At 36.7% G+C, this 26,865-nt stretch carries 18 protein-coding genes and 1 riboswitch; of the genes, 3 read left to right on the top strand and 15 right to left on the bottom strand.

From position 1 onward, the window contains the following. Positions 1 to 348: 348 nt before the first annotated feature. Positions 349 to 2,466 carry a peptidoglycan D,D-transpeptidase FtsI family protein gene (locus ACTQ5J_RS03450; RefSeq protein ID WP_441750609.1) on the bottom strand — a complete coding sequence of 706 codons (2,118 nt, stop codon included), beginning with the start codon at positions 2,464 to 2,466 and terminating at the stop codon, positions 349 to 351. A 273-nt stretch (positions 2,467 to 2,739) separates the two neighbouring features. Here ACTQ5J_RS03450 and ACTQ5J_RS03455 point away from each other — a divergent pair, with 273 nt between their 5' ends. Together ACTQ5J_RS03455 and ACTQ5J_RS03460 are read left to right on the top strand one after the other, a co-directional pair. Further along, positions 2,740 to 5,388, top strand: a complete 2,649-nt coding sequence (locus ACTQ5J_RS03455; protein ID WP_441750610.1) for a YfhO family protein — start codon at positions 2,740 to 2,742, stop codon at positions 5,386 to 5,388. A 71-nt stretch (positions 5,389 to 5,459) separates the two neighbouring features. Beyond that, positions 5,460 to 6,323, top strand: a complete 864-nt coding sequence (locus ACTQ5J_RS03460; protein WP_441750611.1) for a DUF1189 family protein — start codon at positions 5,460 to 5,462, stop codon at positions 6,321 to 6,323. Between the two features lie 37 nt (positions 6,324 to 6,360). Here ACTQ5J_RS03460 and ACTQ5J_RS03465 read toward each other — a convergent pair whose 3' ends face one another. Continuing rightward, positions 6,361 to 7,713 carry a DEAD/DEAH box helicase gene (locus ACTQ5J_RS03465; RefSeq protein ID WP_441750612.1) on the bottom strand — a complete coding sequence of 451 codons (1,353 nt, stop codon included), beginning with the start codon at positions 7,711 to 7,713 and terminating at the stop codon, positions 6,361 to 6,363. Between the two features lie 99 nt (positions 7,714 to 7,812). After that, a complete protein-coding gene (locus ACTQ5J_RS03470; protein WP_441750613.1) occupies positions 7,813 to 9,135 on the bottom strand; it encodes an FAD-dependent oxidoreductase in 1,323 nt (440 codons plus the stop codon). Positions 9,136 to 9,368: 233 nt separating this feature from the next. Here ACTQ5J_RS03470 and zwf point away from each other — a divergent pair, with 233 nt between their 5' ends. After that, positions 9,369 to 10,805 carry a glucose-6-phosphate dehydrogenase gene (gene zwf / locus ACTQ5J_RS03475; RefSeq protein WP_441750614.1) on the top strand — a complete coding sequence of 479 codons (1,437 nt, stop codon included), beginning with the start codon at positions 9,369 to 9,371 and terminating at the stop codon, positions 10,803 to 10,805. A 132-nt stretch (positions 10,806 to 10,937) separates the two neighbouring features. Here the strand turns inward: zwf and ACTQ5J_RS03480 are convergent, their stop codons facing one another. The 12 genes from ACTQ5J_RS03480 to ACTQ5J_RS03535 form a co-directional block, all read right to left on the bottom strand. Next, a complete protein-coding gene (locus tag ACTQ5J_RS03480) occupies positions 10,938 to 11,915 on the bottom strand; it encodes a DHH family phosphoesterase (RefSeq protein ID WP_441750615.1) in 978 nt (325 codons plus the stop codon). A gap of 13 nt (positions 11,916 to 11,928) precedes the next feature. Continuing rightward, a complete protein-coding gene (locus ACTQ5J_RS03485; protein WP_441750616.1) occupies positions 11,929 to 13,257 on the bottom strand; it encodes a DRTGG domain-containing protein in 1,329 nt (442 codons plus the stop codon). A gap of 148 nt (positions 13,258 to 13,405) precedes the next feature. Continuing rightward, the gene (gene gcvPB, locus ACTQ5J_RS03490) at positions 13,406 to 14,857 is read right to left on the bottom strand and encodes an aminomethyl-transferring glycine dehydrogenase subunit GcvPB (protein WP_441750786.1); all 1,452 of its coding nucleotides are present in this window, start codon (positions 14,855 to 14,857) and stop codon (positions 13,406 to 13,408) included. A gap of 2 nt (positions 14,858 to 14,859) precedes the next feature. Continuing rightward, positions 14,860 to 16,209: an aminomethyl-transferring glycine dehydrogenase subunit GcvPA gene (gene gcvPA / locus ACTQ5J_RS03495; RefSeq protein WP_441750617.1), complete on the bottom strand. Its 1,350-nt coding sequence runs from the start codon at positions 16,207 to 16,209 to the stop codon at positions 14,860 to 14,862. Positions 16,210 to 16,262: 53 nt separating this feature from the next. After that, positions 16,263 to 16,646 (bottom strand): glycine cleavage system protein GcvH, encoded by a 384-nt coding sequence (gcvH, locus tag ACTQ5J_RS03500; RefSeq protein ID WP_441750618.1) that lies wholly within the window; start codon positions 16,644 to 16,646, stop codon positions 16,263 to 16,265. A 15-nt stretch (positions 16,647 to 16,661) separates the two neighbouring features. Beyond that, positions 16,662 to 17,780 (bottom strand): glycine cleavage system aminomethyltransferase GcvT, encoded by a 1,119-nt coding sequence (gene gcvT / locus ACTQ5J_RS03505; protein ID WP_441750619.1) that lies wholly within the window; start codon positions 17,778 to 17,780, stop codon positions 16,662 to 16,664. Positions 17,781 to 18,251: 471 nt separating this feature from the next. Next, a complete protein-coding gene (locus ACTQ5J_RS03510) occupies positions 18,252 to 19,112 on the bottom strand; it encodes a helix-turn-helix domain-containing protein (RefSeq protein WP_441750620.1) in 861 nt (286 codons plus the stop codon). Continuing rightward, positions 19,102 to 19,983, bottom strand: coding sequence for a helix-turn-helix domain-containing protein (locus ACTQ5J_RS03515; protein ID WP_441750621.1), 882 nt, complete (start codon positions 19,981 to 19,983; stop codon positions 19,102 to 19,104). The genes ACTQ5J_RS03510 and ACTQ5J_RS03515 overlap by 11 nt, the downstream gene beginning before the upstream one ends. 221 nt (positions 19,984 to 20,204) lie before the next feature. Further along, positions 20,205 to 21,020 (bottom strand): ZIP family metal transporter, encoded by an 816-nt coding sequence (locus ACTQ5J_RS03520; protein WP_441750622.1) that lies wholly within the window; start codon positions 21,018 to 21,020, stop codon positions 20,205 to 20,207. A 4-nt stretch (positions 21,021 to 21,024) separates the two neighbouring features. Next, on the bottom strand, positions 21,025 to 22,140 hold the full coding sequence (gene dinB, locus ACTQ5J_RS03525) for a DNA polymerase IV (RefSeq protein ID WP_441750623.1): 1,116 nt from the start codon (positions 22,138 to 22,140) through the stop codon (positions 21,025 to 21,027). Positions 22,141 to 22,223: 83 nt separating this feature from the next. Further along, positions 22,224 to 23,402 carry a cation:proton antiporter domain-containing protein gene (locus ACTQ5J_RS03530; RefSeq protein WP_441750624.1) on the bottom strand — a complete coding sequence of 393 codons (1,179 nt, stop codon included), beginning with the start codon at positions 23,400 to 23,402 and terminating at the stop codon, positions 22,224 to 22,226. A 56-nt stretch (positions 23,403 to 23,458) separates the two neighbouring features. Then, a riboswitch (Fluoride riboswitch) is annotated at positions 23,459 to 23,534 on the bottom strand. A 40-nt stretch (positions 23,535 to 23,574) separates the two neighbouring features. Beyond that, positions 23,575 to 26,406, bottom strand: a complete 2,832-nt coding sequence (locus ACTQ5J_RS03535; RefSeq protein WP_441750625.1) for a cation-translocating P-type ATPase — start codon at positions 26,404 to 26,406, stop codon at positions 23,575 to 23,577. Between the last annotated feature and the right edge of the window lie 459 nt (positions 26,407 to 26,865).

The raw sequence follows: 26,865 nt of genomic DNA on the forward strand, positions 1-26,865 counted from the left end.
ACTCTACCACTCCTTCTGGAGTGGTTTTTTCTTATGGTAAATGATTAATACTATGCAATATTATCAATCATTCACTCGTATTGCTCCCTCTTACACTTCATAAACGAATAAATCCATGGCATAAGATCGGCTAATTCTTTAGCGTTCCCTAATTTACTATTGAATACCACTTTTTCCCTTTGCTTGAATAATTTTAACAATGTACTTTTAAAGCGGCCGAGATAACAGACGAATGTCTTTTACAATATTGAGTATACACCCAAGCTTGCCCTTTCCTCTCCTATACTTTCTTTGTGAAAATCAAAAACCCTTGAAACAATTTTCACTGTCTCAAGGGTTATAAGTAAATTATTCTGAAGGTGGAACGAAGGTCTTCATGTAGTTTTCGATGATTTCACGTGTTTCTTCTTTCTGCATAAAATACGCATTCATCACTTCATGAGCAACTTTTGTACTTTCGCGTCCCCATGCTTCTTCTTCTAGATAAGGGACCACTACAGTAATCGCAATTTCCGGATTATCAAATGGTGCATAACCAGCATATGTTGCATTGGTTACAGGCTCATTAGCCGCATGTTGAATCGGTCCAGAATAAAAGGCCTCTGTTGTTCCTGTTTTTGAACCAACTTCAATTGGATAATTTTGGAAATAGTATCGAGCTGTACCATCTGAAGTATGCGACACTTGTCTCATACCTTCTTGAATTCTTTTCATTGCATTGGGATCAATATCGATTACATTCATAACTTTCGGTTTAATCGTTGTCTTAACAGCTCCTAATTCACCGTCATAATCAGTACCTCTTATCTCTTTTACGATACGCGGAGAGTAACGAGTACCACCGTTAGCAATTGTCGCTGCGTATTGAGCCATTTGTAATGGTGTATATAAGTCAAACTGTCCATAGGACAAATCTAAAGCACTCACTAATTGATCACTAGATGGCGTATAACCAGATGATTCATTCGGTAAATCTATTCCTGTTTGTGTTCCTAAACCAAATTCTGAAAAATAATCTCTTAAAATATTTATCGTATTATAATCAATATTCAAACGACCATCTTCTTGATAATCTGTTTGTCCACCAATTCTCATCGCTAATTTAATCATATAAATGTTTGATGACATTTGTAAAGCTTGGATATCATCTATTGGCATTGAACCAGTACGGTTAAATACAGATGATTTCTCTTGAGATGCTTGGAATTTTAATGGTTCATCGACAATGACATTATCATCGAGATTGATTACACCTTCCATATATCCCATAGCAACCATGGCTGGCTTAATACTAGACCCCATACCATAACTTGTATTAATCGCTCCTAAAGCATCATCAACAATGACATCATAATTATACGAATCCGTCGCTGCATCATATTCAAATCGTTTACCTGCAATTCCTAATATGTCGCCAGTTGATGGTTCTTGAGCAACGATATAAATACGGTCATTCAATCCTCGGTTAGTCATATTCTGGAGTGCATTTTCAGCAATCTCATCAAGTTTAGCTTGAAACTCAGTATCAATTGTTAAAATTAAGTTATCTCCTTTGGCCCCTTCAAATAGAAGCTCATTCTCAAGGATATCATCGGCTGAGTCTGTTACAATATTATAAATTGATTTTGACCCACGTAACGCATCTTCGTATTGTTGTTCCAAATAACTGATGCCCACTCGGTCATTCATCGCATAGCCTCGACTCAATAACAAATCGGCACTTTCACTTGGTAGCCCTCTTTGTTCAGTTGAGACATGTCCAAGAATCGACCGCAACATTTCTCCTTGCGGATAGACTCTTTGCCAGTCTGTTCCGATTTCAATTCCCGGTAAACTACCTAACTGTTCACTTACTCGAGCCACTTCTGCTTCAGTTACGTTTTTATTCTTCACTGTTACAGTAGATAATTCGAAAGCACTGTTCATTTTTTTGAATAGTGCGATAATTTTCAACTCACCTTGAGAGAAATTTAAATCTTCAGTAGTGACTGTGGCTAATTGAGCTTCATATGCCTCAGAACCACTTAATAAGCGTTGTTCGGCTGTTAAGCGACTATTCACTTCATTTAAGTTGACGACAATGAAATAATCCTTCTTATCCCGTTCTGTCAAATCTTGGACCGGAATATCTATAAGTGATGCTAGTTCGCGCGCTACATCAACAATATCAATCGGAGCTACTCGAGAAGCTCGATCACGCGTATATAAAATTGCAAGTTCTGGCTGATTTCCAACCAACACTCTTCCTTGACTATCATAAATTACACCACGTGGAACAGAGCCAGTCGATAAAGTCGATTCTGTTCGTTGAACCATGTTAGTAATTGTTTCCCCTTGATATAATTGCAAATAACCTAGACGCACAAACAAAGCCGTAAATGCTAAAAAGGTTATAAAAAATAGCAAATTCAATCGTCGTGGGATATGTGAACGATTTTTTTTGTTTTTAATTTTATATTTCGCCATATATACACTCGATTCTATAGTTTTATTACAGTTACGTTAGCTATTATATCAAATAAGTCGCCATCGACCAAACTCTTTTACAAACTTAACGAAATATTCATGATTTATTCGTTAAAAATACTTAGTGCTTTAGGATGAAGATTTAAGAATGTTTTGCTATGATATTCTATGAGTTCTAAAAATACACTTTTTTCTCAATTGATGACGATTCAAAAACCCTACATATTTAGTAATTTTACTTGAAAGTGTATATAGAAAAGGAGTTTTAAACTAATGTGGTCAAAAAGCAAACCTTATTTATTAAATTTAGCCCTATCCAGTAGTATATTTATTGCCATCGCCCTAATTATAGGCTTTATTCCTTTTGGTGAAGACACTATGTTAACGATTGATTTAGGGCAACAATATATCGATTTTTATAGTCTATTTCGTGACACAGTCTTTAATGATACAAGTCAATTGTTTTATAGTTTTGAAAAAGCAATTGGTGGTGAAATGATTGGGCTTTGGGCTTACTATTTACTCAGTCCCTTTAACATCATCTTCCTATTTTTTGCTGAGGCTGATTTGGCCCTGGCAGTCACTTTAATTACTTATCTGAAATTGATGGCGGCTAGCACAACATTTATGTTCTTAGTCCGACGCAAGTATCAACTAGAAACCATCCCAGCTATACTCTTTAGCCAAACATATGCTTTTATGAGTTATTCTATGGTTTACCTATTAAATATCATGTGGTTAGATGGTTTAGTTCTACTTCCTCTGATTGCCCTTGGTTTAGATCATATACTAAACAGAAAGAATAATAAGTTATACATCTTCAGTCTAGCTTTGTTGTTAATGGCTAATTATTATATTGGCTATATGGTTTGTTTATTTTTAGCATTCTATTCTCTTTATTCAATTATCGAAAACCAACAAAAATTTAACCTTAAAGGACTAATGATTGATTATTTTAGTTTTATCAAGCACTCCATTATTGCTGTACTAATCGCTGGTATCATTCTACTTCCGACTTTTTATTCATTAACACAAAATAAAGGCAGTTACATGAGTTTTGAGTTTAGCTGGGATACTGTGCATACACTCAAAGATGTTACTTCTAAATTTTTTATTGGTAGTTTTATTTTTGATGAAATGTCATCTGGTTCACCAAATCTTTACGCTGGCATGATTGTCTTACTACTAGTATTTCTTTATTGGTTTAATAGGAAAATTAAACTTTCAGAAAAAATAGTAAGCCTAGGGATATTCTCAATGTTTTTCGCATCCTTTCATTATGAAATCATTGATAAAATTTGGCATGGTGGCCAATTTCCAATTTGGTACCATTTTCGATTTTCATTTGTCGCTAGCTTCTTTTTAATTATGCTGGCCGTAAAAGCATTTAAAGCTCAGCCGAAATATTACCCTACTTATCACCTTGTACTGGCAACCTTAGTGATTGTTGCTTTCAGTATGTACTATTATGTTTACAATGAATATGATTTTCTGAATTCAATTAACATATTTGTTACACTTATTGTTTTCTTAGGCTTACTTATTGTCCTACAACTAGACTTTTTAGATAATAACTTCCGTTATATCTTATTATTGGCTATTGTTACTGTTGAATTAACAGCTAACGCGAGTTTAATTCTATCTGATTTAAATTATGTCGCTGAGTCAAAATTTAAAGACTATGTCGCAACATTAGATGAAGCCGTCACTGACATCCGACAGGATCAATCTGATTTTTATCGTATTAATAAAACCTATCAACGCACTAAAGACGAAGCGATGTTTACTCATTACAACGGCTTAGATCATTTCGGATCGACGATTGAAGCTCATGTACCCGAATTATTCGGTTATCTAGGTTTACCAGATGGTAATGGTTTTGTCACTTATACTAATGGAACGTTATTTACTGATGACTTCTTTAATGTCCGTTATCATTTAGAACCAACTGAACAGTCGTCTGATCATACGCTCGAACATGAGTATGTTCTTTATCCGAGAGCAACAGATTTAGATAACCAAGCTTACTCAATCATACAAGAAGCAGACCGATACCTGATTCGAGAAAACGAGGAGCGCCTGGCTTTAGCAATCGAAGTTTCAGATGAAATCGCTGATGGCTCACATTCTTTCATTCAACACCAACCAATTTATAATCAAGAACTGTTATTAGATTTAATTGATTTTCAAGGTTCTGGTGAACCTTACTTTACAGAACATGCAATGGATGAAGCGTCTTACCACAATATAGAAGTATCGAATGTCGGTGACGGTGATTACTATACATATAATAAGATAGTCACCGAATCGGATGATGAAGCCTATTTTGAAATAAATTTCGCAACAGAAAGCGAAAATCCTTACTATTTCACTCTGCCAAGTCAGTATGATGATGAAACTGTTGCTTTATCCTTGAATGGTCAACAGTATCGTTTTTATACTCCTTACCGTCGACGTCAAGTGACCAATGCCAGTTATCTGACTATTAGGCCTGACCAAATTTTTAAAGTTAAGATGCTAGAAGACAGCCTAAGCGCCAATTTAATCTCTTTATATGAGTTTGACCAAGCACGATTTGACGAGATGATAGCAACTAAGCAAGAGGGACAGTTTAAAATTTCACATTTCAAACAGAATTACATCGAAGGTCATGTCACGATTCAACAAGATCAAGGTTACTTGTTATTCACCATTCCTTTTGATACACAATGGAAAATTACTATAGATGGACAAAGTGTTGAACCTGAAGCCGTTTTAAATGAGACACTTATGGCAATTCCGATCACATCTGGTAATCACGAGATCACCTTACATTATTTACCACGTTCTATATGGTTCGGAATTTCAGCCTCTCTGCTTGGTTTAGGCTTATTGGTAATTAATGACCGTTGGGTATCTGATTTTTCGAAGAAAAGAGTTTGAAATTTTACTCAAACTTCGCTATGATGGTTAAATTAGGTATGTACTAACATACAAAGTAAAGGAAGTTGAAATTGAAATATACTCTTAAAATTCTTAAATTAGGCTTGAAAAATCCTCGTTTTTATATTGAGGCTTTTAATTTGAAGTGGCGTTATCTATTTATTATCAGTTTTATGGCTATGGTGGCTCTAGCTGCAAATATAGCCACTCAAGCTTTACCTTTTGTTAATTCTGTTTCTAACGATGTGACTGCTTCAATAGAATATATTCCTGAATTTTATTTTGCCGAAGGTAATTTACAACTGGCTGAAGGCGAAAAACCTCTTTACTATCAATCAAATACCTTCCAATTAATCGTTGATGATACGTTAAAGAGTCGAGGAATTCAGAACTTTATTCCAATTGCAAATGATAAAGTTGATTCAATCTCAACCAACACACTATTCAACTTATTGATTTTGCAAGATCAATCAATTGCAGTAATAATGGGGAATATGTATAGAATTCCTGAATCATCACAATTGTTCAGTAATCATACTGCATTAAATCGTCTATTGCTGTCGATTGACAGCCAGAAACCCATGATGTTAATCAGCATTTTCTTGACAGCTTTAGTCTTTGGCTTTTTCATCTACTGGTTACAAATGCTATTGATTGCTTCGGTAGCTGGCTGGTTTAATACTCGCTTAACGCAAGTGATTCCATATAAACTGCGACTCAAACTTAGTATAATGGCATCTTTCATTCCATTAGTCTTATTACAAATAATGGATGCCTTTCTGCCTTTCTTTAGAGCAAATTATATTCTGTTACTGTTCATTACGCTCTATATTATTTATTTAGCATTTAAGAACCATACTGAATTTGTTCAAGAGCTAATGAAAAAAATTAATAAAAATGAATTAGATAAAAGAGAAGAAGAATCCCAACGTTAAACGTTAGGATTCTTCTTTTTGTTGATTTCAATTATTATTATTTTCGTTTGTTACTGCTTCTTTCAGTTCGTCTTTGTTGACGGCCTGTTTTTTTAGCTTCATTGCGTCGATGCTGTTTGATTTCATTGTCTAATTTACGTTTATAACCTGGTTTAACTTTACGTTTTTTGTTTCGCATAATCATCCCCTTAACAACTGGATCATCTGAGTCTCGTTTTGAATCTTCACGTTCACGACGTGCATGACGGGATTTAACTTCTTTCAGTTCACCTTTAACAATTTCTACTGGTGTAAATTCAATGCCTTTTTTTTCTAATTCAGCAATTGAACGATCATCATCAGGTGTAACAAAAGTATAAGCAGTCCCTGCTAATTGGTTACGTCCTGTACGACCTACACGATGCACGAAAAATTCCAATTCTTTAGGTACCTCAGTGTTAATTACCATTGAAATTCCAGGTATATCAATACCACGAGCTGCTAAATCAGATGCAACCACGTATTGATACTCTAAGTCTCTAATCTGGCGCATCAAACGTTTTCTTTCTCTAGGCTGAACACCACCATGAATCGTTGCAACTTTCATCCCTTGATCTTTTAAGTATTCACTTACTTGATCAGCATATTGACGAGTGTTACAGAAAATTAAAGCTAAGTAAGGATGTCCCATTGTTAGAAGCTGGTGAACTAATTCTTCACGTTTACGTCCATGCGTATTAATTAAATAGTTATCAATTTTTTCTGCTAAGACTGTTTTAGGTTCAATTGTAATCACTTTTGGTGCGACCATATATTTATTTAAGAATACTTCTAATTGTTGTGGAATAGTCGCTGAGAAGACCATCATTTGTAAGTTTTCTGGCATACGTGATGCGATTTCATCAACTGTTTGTAAAAAACCTAAGTCCATTGTCATATCAGCTTCATCAACAATAAATGTTTGAGCTGTTTGTACCCATAAAGCATTTTCTGACATTAAATCAAAAATACGCCCTGGTGTACCAATAACGATTTGTGGTTGTCCAACATTTTTAATACGATCCAATTGTTTCGTCTTATCAGTACCACCGATGTAATTTACAATTGAAATTTCTTCTTCTGAAAAATCTGCAATTTGTTTAGCAAAATCAAATAATTGAGTAGCTAACTCACGACTTGGTGCGGTAATAACAACTTGAACTTCCTTTTTACTTATGTCTAGTTTGTTAAGTAGTGGGATTAAGAAACTATGCGTTTTCCCAGAACCAGTTTGCGATTGAACAATTAAATTGTCGCCTGCTAGAGCTGGCGGAATCACTTCGTTTTGAACGGGTGTTAATGTCTCGAAACCTATCTCTGCAATGGCCTTTTGAATAAAAGGCTTTAATGTTAATTCTTTATATAATGTCATGTTTTTCTCCTAAATTTCGGCATATAGTAACGTTAGCTATTCACGTAATTCAATGAGTGAATAGGCACTGTTTATCCGTCACTCATGCAAAAGTTTCATTTACTTCAGCAATCTTTTCTCATAACTACGAAGAGCTGCAAGATAAATTATCGGCTGTGTTGAGGTAATTCTCGGGTAATATAAACGATCCTGGAAGGCCAATTCTTGGTCCGTTAAATCGTTAGCAATGGCAAGTGCCATCGTATCAGCCATTGAGAGAATATCTTGTTCCGAACGGATTTGTGCTCCTAGTATTCTACCTGTTTCGCGCTCAGTAATCAATTTTAATTTTACTGGTTCATGAATTGTAATAGAATAAGGCGCTTCAACATAGGTAGTTTCTATCTCATGTCTCTTGCTTGCTTCCACTTCTGTTTGTCCTACACTTGTTATGTATTGACTAAACACGCGAGAGCCTATCAAACGATAAGACTGTTGGTGCTTGATTCTTTGTTCAAATAAGTTAAATGCGGCGATTTGTCCCGAACGCACCGCATTATTAACTAAAGCAATAAAAGTAGCACCCTGATTGAAAGATGGCGTTTGAACTAAGTCGCCAATGGCAAAAATATTTTCATCTGTTGTTTCTAAATAGTCATTGACAAGAATCGTCCCATCTTCATTTATTGCGAGTTTGTCTGCGACCATTTGACTTTGAGGGCTTAAATTTACCCCTAAGATTACCGCATCAGGGTGAATCGTTTGCATGTCAGTTTGTATCTCTATTGGATTGCCACTTATATCAATCACTTTTTCTGAAAGATGAATATCGACACCAACCATTTCAATCGCTTCTTGAATCGAATCAACGAAATCTTGGTCAAAATATCTTGACAATAAAGAAGTTCCAGCTTCAATCAAGGTCACTTGTTTGTTAGCATTCACTAAAGCTTCAGTTACTTCAATTCCTATTTGGCCACCACCAACCACAGCAATGTGTTGTGCTTTATCCAATAAAGCAAAGCCGTTAGCAGCATTTTGAAGTTCCTTTGTCGTGACTATTTGTGGATGTGTCCAATCTTTTAAGATATTTGATTGTTGACGAGACCCCATGGCTAAAACTAATTTATCGTATTGAATGATATTTTCTTCTTGACGCACTTCATCATAATAGGTGATTTCTTGCTCTTTCGGATGAACAGCAGTCACTTCTGAATCAAGATGTAATTTTATGTTCGCTCGACGCACATCTTTTTCCGTCGCAAAATATGCTTGTGTGATATCTTCAATTTCCTCATTTAATGTTAAATTTAAACCACTCGGGATAAAACCAATTGTGGATTGTTTTTCAAAAATATAAATATTCGCCTTTGGATGTAGTCTGCGAGTCTGCATCGCACAACTAATTCCTGCAAATGATCCTCCAATAATAACAATATTCATTTTTTTACTCCTCTGCCCTGTTTTAATAAAGCTTTTCATCTATCAGTATACAAGTTTTTTTCAAAGACAACAATTTGTTTCGTCTTTTCACAGTGATAAAACAATAGTTTATTGTCGTGTTCAGGGGATATGGATATAATTTTATTTGATAATTTTTTTCTCATTTAAATTTAATCAATTGTTATCTGATTTCAAATCGTATATAATAAACGTTGTGAAAACGGAGGGATCCTATGAATAGAAATAGTTTAATTATTACATTGTTTGGGGCATCAGGAGACTTAGCAGCAAGAAAATTATATCCTGCTTTTTATCGTCTTTATAAGAACCAACAACTTTCAACGCACTTTGCTTTAATAGGTACAGCACGGCGTGAATGGTCAGATGACTATTTTCGAGAAAAAGTTTTGGAGAGTATTCAATCCGAAATTGAAGATCCAAAACATGCTGAAGAATTTGTCTCACATTTTTATTATCAAGCACATGATGTCAATGATGCAGAACATTATGTAAAATTAAAACGTTTAGCTGATACTTTAGATAAAGAATACGACGCATGTGGTAATCGTATTTTCTATATTTCACTATCACCATCGCTCTTCCCTATCATTACGGGCCATTTAAAAAGCGAAAATTTACTCACAGACAACGGATATAACCGTCTAATCATTGAAAAACCATTTGGAAATGACTTTGACTCTGCTCAAGAATTACAAGCACAATTAGAGAAAGCTTTTGATGAAGAGCAAATTTATCGTATTGACCACTATTTAGGTAAAGGTATTGTGCATTCGATTTACAACCTACGCTTCGATAACATGTTAATGAAATACGTTTGGAATAAAGATGCAATCGACAACATTCAAATTTCTTTATCAGAAGAAGTTGGAGTGGAAGATCGTGGCGAATATTACGAGAGTTTTGGTGTTGCTAAAGATATGATTCAAAATCATGCTTTACAATTACTAGCCTTAGTCGCTATGGAAAAACCTTCAAGTAATAATCCAGAAGCAATTCGTCAAGAGAAAATAAAAGTACTTCAAAATCTACGTCATTTCACATCTGTTGAGGACGTGAGAGAAAATGTCGTCCGTGGGCAGTACGCAAGTAGTGAAGACAACCACTTAGTGGCATACCGCGATGAAAGTAGCGTAGCTAATGATTCAATAACAGCGACTTTTTTTGCTGCTAAAGTTGAAGTGAACCTTCCACAATGGGAAGGCGTGCCCTTCTATATTCGCTCAGGTAAAAGGATGGCAGAAAAGCACACTGAAATCAACATTCTTTTTAAAGCAACTAGTCCAGACTTACCACCCAATCGCTTTAAAATTGAAATCGGACCAAATCCAGCTTATAGAATTTATATCAATCAAAAGCAAGTGGGTTATAATTTGGAGTCTGAGTTAGTGCCATTAAGTTATTATTATAATAAAGAACAGCTCAACGAAATGCCGGCAGATTATGAGCGTCTTATTTTTGAATGTATTCAAGGCAACGTCAGCAACTTCACTCACTGGTTAGAAGTAGCGAATGCTTGGAAATATGTCGACAATATTATCGACTTGTGGGAACAATTCCCAGCACCTGATTTCCCGAATTATTTAGCTAATTCAATGGGACCTAAGGCATCTGATGAATTATTAAAACGAAACAACACTCACTGGGTATAGTTTAAAGTCATTCAGCACACTTCTAGTTAACAGGAAGTGTGCTTTTGTGTATAGCTCTAGACAAATATAAAAAGCCCCCATACTAGAAGCAATGATATGCTTCTTCTATGGAAGGCAATTTTTTCAGTTATACTATTCGTTTTCATTACGATAGGACAAACTTACGACCTTTAATTCTTCAATAATTTCTTCAACTTCAGCAAGACTGTAAGCTTTTGCCCCACTGGCTTTGGGATGTCCACCACCGTAATGATTGGCAGCAATTTCGTTAATTGCTGGTCCTTTTGATCTAATCCGGCAACGATAGGTGTCGTTATTTCCTTCTTGTTCCACAAAAATAATCCAGGTTAGCACACCCTCTATTTGTCCAGGGAGTCCCACAGCACTATTAGTATCTTCCTCGGTAATCCCGAATGTGCTAAGATCTTCGCGACTGATCATAATATCCGCTACGCCTTCTTGGCTTATTCTTAATTTTTCTAACAAATAGCCCTGAAATTTCGCAACTTTGCTCGTCATGATCTGGAAACGATCGCTTATTTCGTATGCGTTAAAGTCAAAAGTCAATAATCGTGCAGCAGCATTGAACGTAATAGGTGTAGTTGAATTAAATAGAAAACGACCTGTGTCACCAACAATTCCAGCGTATAAAACCCGTGCTGCTCGATCATTCATGGGTAATCGTTCACCTAAGTAATGGCTTAATTCAACAATCATTTCGCTACAAGAACTTGCCTCTGTGTGAACAATTTGTAAGTCGCCAAAAAAGTCAACGGCTGGATGATGATCAATTTTTACTAACTTAGCCCCAAGATGGTATAATTTCCCATCAATTCTTGGAACATTTGCTGTATCAACGACAATAACTAAAGCATCTTCATAATCCTTTTCAGAAACTATTTCTGTTTCGGCTAGCCAACTTAATCCTTGTGATACTGTCCCGGCTGCTTTTACTGTTTTATCAGGAAATGATGCTTCTATTAAGTACTTTAAACCATACTGAGAGCCTAAGGCATCAGGATCAGGACGAACATGACGGTGAATAATAATAGAATTACTTTCTTTAATTAGTTCATAAAGTGTTTCAATTTGTTCTGGATGTAAATACATACTTGCCTACTTTCTATTTTGTATAATTGCGACCAATAATTTGACTTGTCACCATGGCTCTTGCCACAATTGAATTCTCATGAAAGATATCAACTTGGCTCAAAGCCGAGCGACGATTTTGATGAACTATCTCGACATTGAACTGGATTTCATTCCCCATTTGAACCAAATTAAAATAATTTAAATTGAGTGATTCAATAATATTATTCAAGCCTGTCGTTTCCAATATACGTCGATAAGCTACTTGAGTAATTAATTCACATAGCACACCATAGGATATGGTCCCTAAGTTATTAATCATTTGTGGCTGAACATTTAATGCATATTGATAGCGAGTATCGTCCACTTCCGATTGATATTCTTCCAGATGAACAACAACGTCATCCTCATATGTATTGACAATTTGAGGTTGTTGTTGCACGGTCTGAATAGCTTTCATAATATCTTGACGCGTCACAACGCCTAGCAACTGTAGATTATCAGCAACAACAGGAATCATTTCAATATCTTCCCACACCATTCGATGTGAAACGTTAGCGATACTCATATGGGTTTTAACTGTTACCGTATCCTTTGTCATGACTCGCTCGATTGGTACCGATTCACTTTTTCCAATTAAATCTTTCGCAGTCACGACACCTGTTAATCGATTATTATAAACAACGGGAAAACGGGATAACCCTGTTTCATTTGATAAATCATGGAACACCTTAATCGTATCCTGTGGACTGATTGATTTAGTTTGTTCGATTGGGGTATAAATATCTTTAATTGTCATAATTTCTTTTTTTATCAATTGTTCTGTCATTGACCGGTTAATAATTGTCGCTACTGTGAATGTATCATGAGTTGTTGAAATAATCGGCAATTCTTTCTCATTTGCTAGTTTGATAACTTCAGGACTTATTTTAAATCCACCTGTGACTAATACAGCAATACCATTATTTAATGCTAATTTTTGAACATCTTCTCGGTTTCCGACAATGATTAACGTATTCTTGGCAAAATAGCGCTCCATGGCATCTACCGTCATAGCTCCGATAATAAATTTAGATAATGGATGATCCAAACCATTGTCCCCACCTAGAATTTCTCCATCGGTTACACGAGCAACTTCGCGAAACGTTAGCATATCAGGGATATATTCCATTTTCTTTTCTATACGAATTGTGCCAACACGTTCAATCGTTGAGACTAAACCATTCACTTCAGCGTCTTTAATTGCACGATAGGCTGTACCTTCACTCATATTTAATTGTTTAGCGATGCCTCGAACAGATATTTTCTCTCCAACTGGTAATGTTTCAATATATTGAATAATTTGTTCGTGTTTCGTTGCCACTTTTTTCACCTCTTATATACTTTTTCAAAATATATACAAAAAAACTAAAACTGTTACACTAAATAGTATAACAGTTTTAGTTAGCTTATACTATGCAACGTTAAGCTATTTCTGCTCATTTTTATGCAAGATAAAAATGATGTTTTAACTAATATTTCACGACAGGTTTTCTTGCCGCTAGCGTTTCATCAAGCCGTTTAACAGGTGTTTGATGTGGCGCGTTATTCAACAATTTCGGATTATTTTCTGCAGTTTTTGCAATTTCAATCATTGCATCTGCGAATTCATCCAACGTTTCTTTAGCTTCTGTTTCAGTCGGTTCAATCATCAAAGCTTCTGCCACAATTAATGGGAAGTAAACAGTTGGTGCATAGAAGCCATAATCCAATAATCGTTTTGCTATGTCTTTTGTATTAGCTCCCTGCTTCTTCTGACGATTACCACTTAACACAAATTCATGTTTACAGACTTGTGGATATGGCGTGTCGTAATAAGGCTCTAAGCGCGCTTTAAGGTAGTTAGCATTTAAAATCGCATCCTCAGACACTTGACGTAAACCATCTGGTCCCATTGCTCGAATATAAGCATAGGCACGTACATTAACGCCAAAGTTTCCGAAGTAACCTTTTACTCTTCCGATTGAATCCGGGTAGTCAGAATTCAAGATATAGTGATCACCCATCTTTTCTACTTGTGGGACCGGCAAATAAGGTTTCAAGAAATCTTTAACGGCAACTGGTCCTGATCCAGGGCCACCACCACCGTGTGGTGTACTGAATGTTTTATGTAAATTAAAATGAACCGCATCGAAGCCCATTTCACTTGGTTGTGTTAAGCCTAAGATAGCATTTGAATTTGCACCATCACAATACATTAATCCCCCAGCATCGTGGATAATATCTGAAATTTCTTTGATGTTGTTCTCAAATAAGCCTAATGTATTTGGGTTCGTCATCATCATTCCAGCAGTATCTGGACCAACCACTTCTTTTAGTGCATCCACACTAACCGTCCCATCTTCATTTGATTTAATTTCAATAATATCAAAGCCACATATTGCAGCCGTTGCTGGATTCGTGCCATGAGCAGAGTCTGGGATTAATATTTTCCTTCTTGTTTGCCCGTCACCATTTTTTTCATGGTATTTTTTAAATATGAGTAAGGCAGTCCATTCCCCTTGTGCCCCTGCTGCAGGTTGTAATGAAACTTCATCCATACCTGAGATAGCTTTTAAATAATTTTGTAATTCATACATTAATTCTAGAGCACCTTGAGTGGTAGTTGGCTCTTGATATGGATGGATCGCTGCAAAACCTGGATAACGCGCAATATCCTCATTCACTTTTGGATTATACTTCATCGTACAAGAGCCTAATGGATAAAAGCCAGTTTCTAAACCAAAGTTTTTATTCGATAAAGCAGTATAATGTCTCATGAGTTGTAATTCAGAAACCTCTGGCAATTCAGCAGTTTTTTTGCGAACTAAATGTGCTGGGATAACTTCTTTTACATCAACATAATCGACATCATTAGACGGTAAATCAAACGCTCGTCTGCCTGAGCGAGATTTTTCAAATATTAATTGATTTTGTTGTATCATCATTATTGAGCCACCTCCGTTAATACCGTCACTAATTTATCCATTTCTGACTTGCTACGCTTTTCAGTCACACACAACAGCATGGCATTAGAAACCCCTAATCGCTTGGATACATCTAAACCACCAATAATATCATTTGTTAACAATCTCTCATTAACCTCACTGATTGGTTCCTTTAATTGAATAACAAATTCATTAAAGAAGTCTGGTTGACTTAACACATTAATACCAGCCTCGGCCAAAGCTGTGGATAAATAGTGAGCTTTTGAAATGTTCTGTTGTGCCATTTCACGGATGCCCTCTTTGCCCATAGCGCTCATAAACACTGCTGAAGCCAAGGCAAACAACGCTTGGTTAGAACTCATATTACTTGTCGCTTTTTCACGACGAATATGTTGTTCACGCGTTTGTAATGTCATCACAAAGCCACGTTTGCCGTCGGCATCTACTGTCTGACCGACAATACGACTTGGTAACTTTCGCATATATGCTTTTTTCGCAGCAAAGTAACCACAATGAGGTCCACCGTAAGACATGGAAATCCCTAGTGGTTGCATATCCCCGACGACAATATCGGCTCCTAATTCTCCTGGTGCTTCTAAAAGAGCTAAAGCTAACGGATTTGCCACTACAATCAGTAAGGTTTTCCGTCCTTCTAACAAGTTTTTTATGGCTTGTAAATCTTCCACAGTTCCAAAAAAGTTAGGATATTGAACAACAACAGCAGCCGTTTCATCATCAATCGCTTGCTCTAATAAAGTTATATCGGTCGCGTGATTGCTTAGAGCGATGGCTTCCACACCATATTCCATGCCGTAAGCATAGGTAGACAACACTTCTCGTGCTTGAGGATGTACCGCTTCAGATACGAGCACACGTTTTTTCTTGGTTGTCCCAACTGCTAAGTTACACGCTTCTCCTAAAGACGTAAAAGCATCATATAGACTCGAGTTGGCAACAGCCATCCCTGTTAATTCACACACCATTGATTGAAATTCGAATAACGCTTGTAATTCACCTTGACTAGCCTCAGGTTGATAAGGAACATAAGCAGTCATAAATTCCGAACGTAATAGCACATGGTTAACTACACTAGGGATAAAGTGATCATAAGTTCCAGCACCTAAAAATAAAGCCGCTTCATTGGCTGATTTATTCTTCATTGCTAATTGAGTCATATGTCTCGTTAATTCTAATTCACTTAATGCTTCTGGGATTCTTAAGGCTTCCTTAAGTCGCAGTTGACTTGGAATATCTTTTAATAAATCCTCCATCTCGTTGACGCCAATTTGAGCTAACATTTCGTGTCGATCTGCTAGTGTTAATGGTAAATAACGATGCTGTTTAGTCAAAAACTTCACTCCTCATGATTTAAATTACTCAAATAGTTTTGTTTTAATATGAATTATTCTTCAATGAATTTTTCGTAATCCGCTAAAGAGAGTAAGCCAGATGTATCGACAACGTCTTTTGTTTTCATTTCGACTAGCCAACCTGTTTCAAGTGGTGATTCATTCAATACCTCTGGCTCGTCTTCTAATAGTGCATTTGTATTTGAAATAACACCTGCAATTGGCGCATAAATTCCTGACGTTGATTTTACTGATTCAACTGTCGCAAATTCTTCTTCCAAAGCTAACTCATCTTCAACGTCGGGTAATTCAACGTAAACGATGTCTCCCAATTGATCTACCGCAAATTCCGTAATACCGATACGAATTGTATGTTCATCTAAAACTGCTACCCATTCATGCTCTTGTGTATAAAACAATTCGTTTTTGTTTACCATTTAAATCACTCCTGTTTATTTTCTTTTTAACCAATCTTTTTTGGTAATGATTGCTGGTATTCTTTTCTTACGTACTTGAACGTATACCTCTTGACCTAAAGCAGCCTCATGTTTATTCAACAACATAAAACCGATGGCTTTTTTTAAGCTTGGTGATTGGGTTCCTGATGTAACAATGCCAATTTCTTCATCTTTGTCGTTGTAAACAGGATAGCCCTGCCGCGCAATCCCTTTACCAAGCATTTCAAAACCTCTTGAGATTCGTTGCGTGCTAGTTTCTTTGAGCGCTTGTAAACTATCCTGACCAATGAAGTGCGGGTCTTTATTTAATTTAACCGCAAAAGAAATGCCTGCTTCTAAAGGATTAATATTTTCATCTAATTCTTGACCATATAAAGACATACCCGCTTCTAAGCGCAAGGTATCTCGCGATCCTAAACCACATTCAGTGATTGCAAAATCTTCTCCCGCTTTTAATAATTCAAGCCATAAAGCCTCTGTTTGGTCCCATTGACAATATAATTCAAAGCCATCTTCGCCTGTATAACCTGTTCTTGATAAGAACACATCAGGAATTGATGAAACGATGACTTTTTCAATAAAATGAAATGGTTTTAAAACAGATAAGTCTTCTTTGACTAATTTTTGCATGACATCCACTGCACGAGGACCTTGAACAGCGACTAAGCCCATCTTGTGCGAAACATCTTCGATCGTCACTTGATAGTCTAATTGGTGTTTTTCTAACCATTCTACTATCTTTTCTGTATTTGAAGCGTTGGGAGTAAATAAAAATCGTTCGCTATTTAATTTATAGATAATCAAATCATCTAAAGTTCCACCTGATTCATCAACAATTGCAGTATATTGAGCCTGGTTATTATCAACCTTACGAATATCATTTGTAATAATGTGGTTAATAAACAACTCTGCGTCCGGACCAGACACGAAAACTTCACCCATATGTGATGTTTCAAAAAGACCTACATTTTGACGGACTGCCTCATGTTCAGTCTGAATTTTGCTAAATTGAATCGGTAACGCCCATCCATGAAAATCTGCTAATTTAAGCCCTTGTGTTTGATAGTAATCATACAACGGTGTTCGTTTCAATACAGAGCCATCTTGTGACATTGAATCCCCCCTCATTTAAGAACTTAAGATAAGTTTAACATGAAAGGTTAAAATTTAATAGCTGTTTGAAAGGGTTTACAACCTAAATAACACGAACATATTCAAGGTGTTACATTATAATGAACACATCTTTAACACGCCAGAAGTTCACGCTTTCAAACGCATTAGATAGCCATTTGCTCTGTTTGTATCCCCTTAATTAAAAACATTCACAATAGAGAGATATTCTAACTGAACATTCGTTTTTAATCTCAGAAAGCCTTATGCGACCCAGTTGAATTCAACTATAATCTTTTAAAAATGAGAAAACACGAACATTAACTTTTAAAAGGGGTTTTTTTATGGTTATTTAGCTTTTATTTATCAAACATTTCTAAATAACCCACAATTAAAAGGGTAAATCACGAATGATTCACCCTTTTTGAAGAATATCAGTCTTTAATAATCTTCATTATCTTTAAACTTCCAATGCTACCAATTCAATTTAGCTAAATTATGAATGACCTGCAATTCATCATAACGATGTCTCAATCGCAGGGCTAGAAAATCCATTTTAATGTCATTAAAGCGCTTATACAAGCGTAGAACACGTGTGTAATCGTCTTCTTCCCCCCCAAAAACGACAGCATGTAACGCTCGATTAATCGCATAAAAAGCTTGGAGTGTTTCATAACTTTCAATTAAAAGCAAAGCTGCCAATTTGTCAGAAATATCTTTTGCGTAATGCTTTTGCGAACGTTTGATAAATTCATAATAAGCCACATCCAACAGGTAAATTAATACCATATTTTGTTCTAAATAGATCGGATTAGCTGCTTCTTGGTAAATACGATTAACAAAGGACATAATGACGGAACTACGATGCTGATAGAGAATTAATGTGTACAGCTGAATCTCTTTTGAACTCCATTCTTGGATTTGAAAGATATAATTTTTAATGTTTTGAAGTTGCTGAGCTTCGTCCGTCCCACCCATCTTCAGACGAATCTGAATAGCCATCATTCCATAATGATCGTAGCGCAACGTCGATTGTCGATCGAAAGAGGCAGCTTGCTGCTTCATTTCTTCAAGATCTTGGCGTTGAATGACTTTTGCCATTCTCAAAACATCTTCAGATTCTGTCGATTTGACATAATCAAACATACTTAATTCATGCTCATTTATATCCAAACGACTTAGAAGATACAAGAACTTGTCCACAGATAAGGCTTGGCCTTTATTAATAAAACGAGAGTAAGTCGAATGGGAAATATAATCACCACAAAGTTGCTTGACCGACAAGCCACGTTTCAAACGCAAAGACTCCACTAGATACTTATAATCAATCGGCACCTTTTCCCCCCCCTTTCATGGTTGACACACCTAAATTTTCCATCAAGTCTTTAAGCTTTTTGCTTCGTTGATTTAAATTTAAATCTTCATAAAATATCAACAAGTCCTCGATCATTTGAAAAGCTACTTCGTCCTCTCCTTTGATAAATAATCGCAATGCATCCAATTGTCGAACTGTTAATTTACCACTTAAATCGGTAGGTAAAGCAAACAACTCTTTGTACGAAGTAAAATACTCCTGCGCATGTTTAAATTCTCCTTTTCGAATTCTTTCGATTATCATTTGTGCACACAGTTCCAAGAGCTGTTTAGATACGACTGGATCTTGCTTATAATCGCTAAGAGCCAGAGCCGTTTGAAATAAGCTCTCAGCATCATCCAGACTGATATACTTAAATATTAACTGAAGTGCTCGCAAATCATTACTGGAGTAGTATTTTATCTGACGAAGTTGACGCAGCACCTCAGCAAATTTCGGCTCAACACCACTTATTGGATGCGCAATGGCTTCGAAAGTAACTAATAGTGTCAAAAATAATTGATCACTTGAATACCAATATTTTCCTAACTTCTTTTGCTCATAATTCTCGATTAAAGATACTAAAATTGAGAAATCAGCCGTCTCCTGAGCATGATGTAACACGACATAATCATACGACAGCTGAAAAAACACCAAATATTCTTGAAGGAACACCCCAAATGATATATCTAATTTAGAAATAAGCGCTAGAAATGAGTCTGCTGATAAAAGAGTCTTCCCTCTAATGAAACGTGAATACGTCGAAGGAGCCACAATTCCATCGCACACCTCAGCAATCGACCGACTTTGATTTTGACGAATCGCCTCAATTACCCGGCCTATATTATCCATAACTTGTCCTCCTAAAACATTTCATCATTAAACACATTATAAAATGCTTTTATTACTATGTTAGAAGACAGTGCACAAACGCACAAAACAAGACTGACTGAAGGCAACAGGCATTAATATTAATCATTCATTCCTCTTCGAAAACCTATTCATCTGCGTGGAAAGGTGCTATTATTCTGAACAAGAGTAAAAAAAAAGAGCCATAAAGGCTCAAAAAAAACTTATCCTAAAGCAACATCTAAAATCATCATGACACAAAAACCAACCATTAAAGCCATCGTGGCTTCATCTGTATGATTAGAAGTTTGCGACTGTGGAATTAAATCTTCAACCACCACAAATATCATCGCTCCAGCTGCAAAAGCCAGCGCATAAGGCAATATAGCTGTAATCGATAAGACGGCAACTGCTCCAACAACCGCTGCAATTGGTTCAACTAATGCAGAAGACTGGCCTAACATAAAGGCATATTTATGGCTTTTTCCTTCTGCTCGGATTGGCATTGATAAGGCTGACCCTTCTGGAATGTTCTGAATACCAATGCCAATCGTTAAAGCCAACGCACTGGCTATTGTCGCTCCATTTAAATCTAAAAATGCCGCTGCATAAGCAACTCCTATCGACAGACCTTCTGGAATATTATGAATCGTTACGGCTAAATATAGCATGGTCGAACGCGATAAACTGTTTTCTTTTGGATCTGTATCGCCGTGATCACTTGCTGTGTGAATATGCGGTACGACAAGGTCTAGTAAGCGTAGGAAAACCCCACCTGCTAAAAAACCAATCGTGACAGCTAACCAAGCCGGTATTCTTGAATCGCTCAACTCTGCAAAATCCAACGCTGGAGCTAAAAGGGACCAAAAGGAGGCGGCAATCATTACGCCTGCTGCAAAACCTTGCATAACGGCAAGTAAACGCTCATTAACTTCTTTCGTTAAGAAGACAGCAGCTGAACCAAATACCGTACATAACCAAGTAAATATGCCTCCTAATAATGCTTGAAAAACAGGATGAAGAGTTTCGAAATATTCCATTTAATCACTCCAATTCTAATTGTATTGATGAAAATTCTAAATCTTCAAATTTAGAAACAGAGACACCAAGCAAACGAACTGTGCGGTCCAAATTACCATGAGTTTGCCATAAGTGCTTGACCACACGGATACACTCTTCAAATTGATCAGATGGTGTCGATAATTGCATTTGTCTCGTGAACGTTTCAAAATCATCATACCTAATTTTAATTGTTATTGTTTGAGCTTTCAAGCCTTTTTCCTGTAGTTTATTCGCAACCTTTTGGGTTAAACGGTCAAATATCGTCAATACATCTGCATCCGTCTCTAGAAACTTACTAAAGGTTGTCTCTGTTCCGATCGACTTACGTTCGCGATGACTTTTAACTGGGGCATTATGAATTCCCCTGACTTTAAAAAATAAAGAATAACCCATTTTTCCAAATTGCTTAATCAAGTCATCAAGTTTCCATTTAAATAGATCTTCACCTTTAAAAATTTCATGATGATGAAAAGTTGGCACTGATTTTCGGCCTACACCGTAAAAATCCTCAATCGGTAATTGCTTTAAAAACTCTACTGCCTCATCTGGTTTAACCAAAGTCATGCCAAAGGGTTTATGATAATCAGAAGCCACTTTTGCGATAAATTTATTATAAGATACTCCAATTGAGCATGTTAAACCTATATCTTCTAATATTTGTTGTTGAATCATCCGGGCAATTTTTATGGCACTTTTCAATCCTTTTTTATTTTCTGTTACATCTAAATAAGCTTCATCCAGAGATAAGGGTTCGACTTGGTCAGTATATTGATAGAAGATTTGTCGAATCTGTGCAGATACTTCGACATAATGTTGCATATTACCATGAATAAACACTGCATGCGGACAACGTTTATAAGCTTCTAAAGAAGACATTGCCGAATGGACGCCATATTGTCTCGCCATGTAGTTACAAGTTGAGACAATTCCACGCCCTTCTGTTAAATTAGGATGCTTTGCAATCACGACTGGTTTATTCGCCAATTTCGGATTATCGCGCATCTCAATACTAGCATAAAAAGCATCCATATCAACATGTAAAATCTTCCTCGACGTATCAGGCTTTGGCTCTTCAAACCTTAATATACCGTATTGCATTGTCTCACCCCCTACTTAATTATACAAACGTTCGTTCGCTTTATCAAGCGGTTGTTGCCGTAATGTTCTTTAATAGACTGAGATTATTCTTTGTCTAGTAATTTTGAATAAGTCTGGTCAATTCCAATCGCACCAAGTGGTGCTGTCACAAGAATTGCAAGGACAGCGACTGTTAGTATTAATTTTCCAGCACCTACATTAGCTGCTAAAGGTAACCCTCCGATTGCTGCTTGTACCGTTGCCTTAGGTAAATAAGCAATCGCACAAAAGATTCTTTCTTTAATCGTTAACTGTGTTTTCATTAATGACATAAACACGCCAACACTTCGAAAAATCAAAGCCAAGAGGATTAAAAGGATCGCTAATAAGCCTGCATTTGCCACATAAACCAAATCAACAGACGCCCCTACTAAAATAAACAGCATTAATTCAGCTGCAATCCAGATTTTCGAAAATCGTTCTGAAAGTCTTTTAGCTAAAGTGCCATATTGTTGTAAGAGAGTGATACCCAAAACCATAACTGCTAACAAGCCCGACATCGGCAACCAAGCTTGGACTGATCTTTCTAAAGCTACTAAAGCAAGTGCCAGCGCGAGAATAATTAATATTTTGATAGTGTCTCGTATGTCTACTCTTTTAAACAGTTTGACAAGTATACTGCCTACTAAGAAGCCAAATAGACTACCGACCACGATCGCAATCGGAACCGTTAACAATAAACACACAGAAAAATGGCCACTTTGATAAATTTCCATAAAAGTTGAAAACCAGACAATTACGTAAATATCATCAACCGAAGCGCCTGCCAAAATTAATTGTGGTACTCCTGCTTTTCTACCGTAACCTTTTTCAAGCAACTTCAGCATTTGTGGCACAACCACTGCTGGAGAAACCGCTCCTAACACTGTTCCAAGAATCGCTGCTTCAGTATATGATATATCAAACACTAAAGGTGCAACCACTATCGTCAAGATTATTTCAAAAGTCGCCGGAAGAAAACTCATGAAAAAGGCGGGACGCCCTACTTTCTTTAGGTCACCAACATCCAATGCTAAGCCTGCTCGCATCAGAATAATGATTAAGGCAATTTGTCTTAAATCAGATGATATCGATAAAATTGTTGGACTGATTAAATTTAAAACGGAAGGTCCTAATAACCCCCCTGTAAACAACATACCTATCAGAGGCGGCATATTTACTCGTTCCATCAGACGACTCAGACACAAACCAACTAAAATCATTAAAGCCAAACTATATAACATAACGATTCTCCTTTGTCGCGAGAATGAAAAAAAAGCCGACACTCCCGCAATTAAAATTAATTGCAGAAGTCATCAGCTTAACAAGCGGTTCGGCTAAACTTAGCCAGGGAGAACTTCATTCCCTTTTATTAATCATAGTTTAGCATATTGTTCAGTCGTTAGCAATCTTCTTTTAGTCCTTTGTCAATGGATGTTTCTTATCTGATTCTTTGTTCCATTTTAACATCAATTGTTTTGAAAAATGTACGACTACCGTTGCAGCTATCGCAACTGAAAGAATAATCCCCCATGCAGTCAGACTCAAGGCTTCTGTACCAAATACTTGTTGCAACCAAGGAAGATATACGACCATCACTTGAAGGACAGCTGAAAAGATGATTGCTCCAATTAAATACTTATTTTCCAATAAGCTTTTATCTAAGCCAAACGATTGCTCGTGTCGCACATTTAAAATGTGCAGTAACTGGGCAAACGCCATAAAGGTAAATGTAGCTGTTTGAGCGTAAGCAAGTGATTCTTCTGAAAAATGATGGAACACATTGAAAACTCCAAAGGCAGTCAACCCTAGAATAACGCCATTAATTGTGATTCTGCTGAGGAAAGCCTTATTTACTAGCCCACTCTTATTATCACGAGGCGGGTGCTTCATGACGTCATCTTCAGCAGGTTCAAAGGCTAAGGTAATTGCTGGACCAATATCGATCAATAGGTTTAGGAATAAAACGTGGAGTGGACGAATTGGCACGGGGAGTAAAAATAGAATCGTCATTAAAATGGTGATGATTTCAACCATATTGCAGGCAAACAAGAAAGATACATACTTCTTGATATTTGCAAAAATGATTCGCCCTTCTCGAACTGCATCTACTATCGAAGAAAATCGATCATCGGTTAGAATCATATCAGAAGCATCTTTGGCAACTTCTGTTCCTCTAATGCCCATGGCAATTCCAATATCTGCTCCATTTAAAGCAGGCGCATCATTCACTCCGTCACCAGTCATCGCAACGACGTCACCGTCTCCTCTGAGTGCATCAATGATTTGAAGTTTATTCTCCGGTGAGACACGGGCAAAGACAGCTACTCTTCTAATGCGATCTAAGAAGTCGTCTGCATTAACCGCTTCATCGATTTCTTTACCAGTCATTGTTCTTTCTGCATTGTTCAGACCAATTTGCGACGCTATGACCGATGCTGTTTTTGGATGATCTCCTGTGATCATTTTAACATCGATTCCCGCGGATTGTGTTATTTCAATCGCTTCTTTAACATCTTGTCGCGGTGGATCAATAATACCAAAGAGTCCCATGATTTTAAAACTATCGATGTTGTCCTCTAGTATCGATTCTAATTCTTTATCACTTTGTGCCTCCACGCCTTCTACTTGTTCAACTGGAACTTCGGCAATGGCAATGACGCGCATCCCTTCGCCAGCTAGTTGTTCATTTTTTTCTCTCCAGTAGTCAACGCTTGCCTTAGTTTCGTTTGCTAAGGCAACAAGTACATCGACAGCACCTTTAATAATAATTTTTGGTGTCGGTCCATTATATAGTACCGCCATATATTTATTACTTGAATCGAAAGGCATCTCATTCGTTTTCTCCCAATTTTCCTCTCGTAGCTGCCGACGAGTTAAATCAATTTTTCTGGCTAGGACAACTAACGCTCCATCTGTGGGATCGCCTAACACTTCATATTCACCTTTTGTTTTGTTAGATGAATCATCCTTCTTTGTTTGATCTGTTGATTGCTCAGCTTTACCGTTTGACTCGCTGTCATCGGTTGATTCACTACCTTGACGCAGCTTAGCATTGCTACTCATCAGTCCGTTGCGAATCATTTTTAGCAACAGTTCATGTTCATCGGCCTGATTACTATCCTCTACTGACAATTCAAGGACTTCATCAGCCATTTCAATTTTACCTTGAGGTTCATAACCTTTTCCTGTGATTGTATACTCACGGTCTTCATCCAACACTACTCGAGCCACCATCATTTGATTTTCGGTTAAGGTCCCCGTTTTATCACTCGCAATCACTGACGTTGAACCTAAGGTTTCAACAGCCGATAAACTTTTAACAAGGGCTTTATACTCGGACATCGTCTTCATGCCACGCGACAAAGTAATTGTTTGGACTGCTGGCATCGCTTCTGGTATAGCAGCAACTGCCAATATAATGGCAATATGTAACATTTCAGTCCACTCTTGGCCCGTCATTAAGCCAATAACTAAAACCGCTGCGGCAGCAAGAAATGCTACGATAATGAGGGCGGTACCTAATTGATCTATTTCTTTATCTAATGGTGTTGTATCATCACTATCTCCACTCATTAAGTCAGAAATTTTCCCGACTTCGGTTTCCATTCCCGTTCCAGTTACAATAACTGTGGCTTTGCCTCGCGTGACTGCTGTTCCAGAAAAGACCATATTTGATCTGTCTCCTAATGGCACATCATCCGCTTCAATGTCTTCGGCGTTTTTATCGACTGCCTCTGATTCACCAGTCAATGCTGATTCGATGACCGCAAAATTATTCGCCTCTACTATCCTACCATCCGCTGCAATAGCATCGCCTTCTTCTAATAACATAATATCACCAGGTAACAGCTCTCCCGATTCAATTTCATCAGTGGTTCCATTTCTCAAAACTTTTGTTTTGGTGTAAATCATTTTTTGTAAAGAATTGACAGATTTTTGAGCACGCAACTCTACTACAAAGCCAGTTAATACAGCTAATACAACCGCTAATAAAACTGCCACCGCTTCAATATAATCCCCCATAATAAATGATAATAAAGCAGCTCCGCCTAATAAATAAACAATAATATTATTTATGTTTTCTAATAGAATAATCCAAGCATTCTTTTGATCATCTTGTTCTAATTCATTCGCTCCATACTTTTCTCGTCTTTTTTCGACCTCTTCTTGAGTTAACCCTTTGTTGATGGAAGTTTCAAATTCTTTTTCAACTCGATCAACGGATTGATAAAAATATTCTGACATAATATATCCCCTTCCTTCAATTACATTCTGTCTTTACGAACAAAACTACTATTTAATTTCTATATAAATAATATAACACACACTCAATTTCAGCTATATTATTTAGCTCATGCATGCCTAATTTTAATAAAAATATTCCCGAACTTATTATTAGCTATCTGTTGATTATTGCCTTAATCACCTCTGAGACGCAATTGAAAGTCATTCGAATTTTGATTAAGCTAGTAAAAAATTGATGAATATATAATTGTTACTTTTAAGTAGGATTATCAAGTTTAACTTGTATCGTAATTTGAATTAAGAATAGCAAAACAACACGTAGTATCTAGAATCACGATGTGAGACACTCTGCAGAATCCGTCGCTCATGACGCCACGATGTGAGATGGCCGATTCAGGGCTTTTCTGACGAAAATACAGACAAACGACTAGTATTTGCAGGCAAAACAGTGTTTATTTA

The organism is Fundicoccus sp. Sow4_F4 (assembly GCF_052116145.1).
Taxonomy (GTDB): Bacteria; Bacillota; Bacilli; order Lactobacillales; family Aerococcaceae; genus Fundicoccus.